This window comes from Sinomonas sp. G460-2, assembly GCF_047759905.1.
Lineage (GTDB): Bacteria > Actinomycetota > Actinomycetes > Actinomycetales > Micrococcaceae > Sinomonas.
Map to the genome: position 1 here is coordinate 1 of NZ_JBKZWT010000549.1, position 1,251 is coordinate 1,251.

Consider the following 1,251-nt stretch of genomic DNA (forward strand, 5'->3'; position numbering starts at 1 on the left):
ATCCGCAGGGCCGCGTCACGCGACTCCTCGCTCGCGGCGGGGACGGTCCGCTCGGCGGCCTGGTCGCCTTCGTCTGCGACCGCCTCGAGCGCGGCGCCGTCGAACGTCCCGGTGCGGAAGGCGGGCGTGTCCGCGGGGGCGAGCCAAAGCCGCTCGAGCTCGTCGTCGAGCCAGAAGAAGGTGAGCGAGACGCCCGCCATGTCGAAGCTCGTGCAGAATTCCCCGACCTGCGGGTCCACGAGGGTGAGGCCGCGCGCCTCAGCGAGCTCGGCCACGCGGGCGTAGACGACGAAGAGCTCCTCTGACTTGACCGAGCCGAGCCCGTTGAGGATCGGCACGACGCGCCCGCCCGCCTTCGTGGCGCCCTCGGGCACCTCGGCGTCGTCGAGGAGGCGCTCGACGAAGAGCTCGGCGAGGCCGTTCGCCGTCGGAATCGCGGTCTCCGCGAGCCCCGGCTCCCCGTGGATGCCGAGGCCCACGGCCATGCGCCCCTCGGGCACGGAGAACAGTGGCTCGTCCGCCCCCGGCATCGTGCAGCCGGTGAACGCGACGCCCATGGACCGCGTGCGGAGGTTCGCGTGGCGCGCCGCCCGCTCGACGCCGTCGAGGTCGTAGCCGAGTGAGGCGGCCGCGCCCGCGATCTTGAACACGGTGAGGTCGCCCGCGATGCCGCGCCGCTTCTCGAGCTCATGCGGGCCCGCGGAGAAGATGTCGTCGATGACTGCCACGCTGCGGCAGTCGATCCCGTCCGCGCGGAGCGCCTCCTGCGCCTCGGTGAAATGCAGGACGTCGCCCGCGTAGTTGCCGTAGCTCAGCAGGACCCCGCGGCCACGGTTGCTCGCACGCGCGACGGATTCGACCTGGTGGGCCGACGGGGACGCGAACAGGTTGCCCATCGCCGCTCCGTGGGCGAGCCCCGGCCCCACGAGTCCCGCGAAGGCTGGGTAGTGGCCGCTCCCGCCGCCGATCACGAGCGCGACTTCGGAGTCCGCCGACGCCGTGGCGCGCGAGACGCCGCCGTAGACCTTGCGGACCCACCGGCCGTTTGCGCGGACGAAGCCGTCTACCATCTCGTCGGCGAAGTCCGCCGGTTCGTTCCAGAGTCGCGTCATCGGGGACTCCCTCTCGGGTCGGTGCTTGAATATCCTATAGGATATATGTTCGCTCTGGGTGTGGGAAGAGGCGTTCACTCTGAGACAAGCGCCATGCGCTCGCGGCGGGGCGCGGGGGGTTCCAGTTCCGGCACGATGG

Annotated in this window: 1 protein-coding gene; it reads right to left on the bottom strand. The window is 71.5% G+C overall.

The genetic code is table 11. The features are described 5' to 3' along the window. The coding region (locus ACLN58_RS22345) for a dihydroxyacetone kinase family protein (RefSeq protein ID WP_415857398.1) at positions 1 to 1,112 on the bottom strand (1,112 nt) is incomplete at its 3' end. Positions 1,113 to 1,251: the final 139 nt, after the last annotated feature.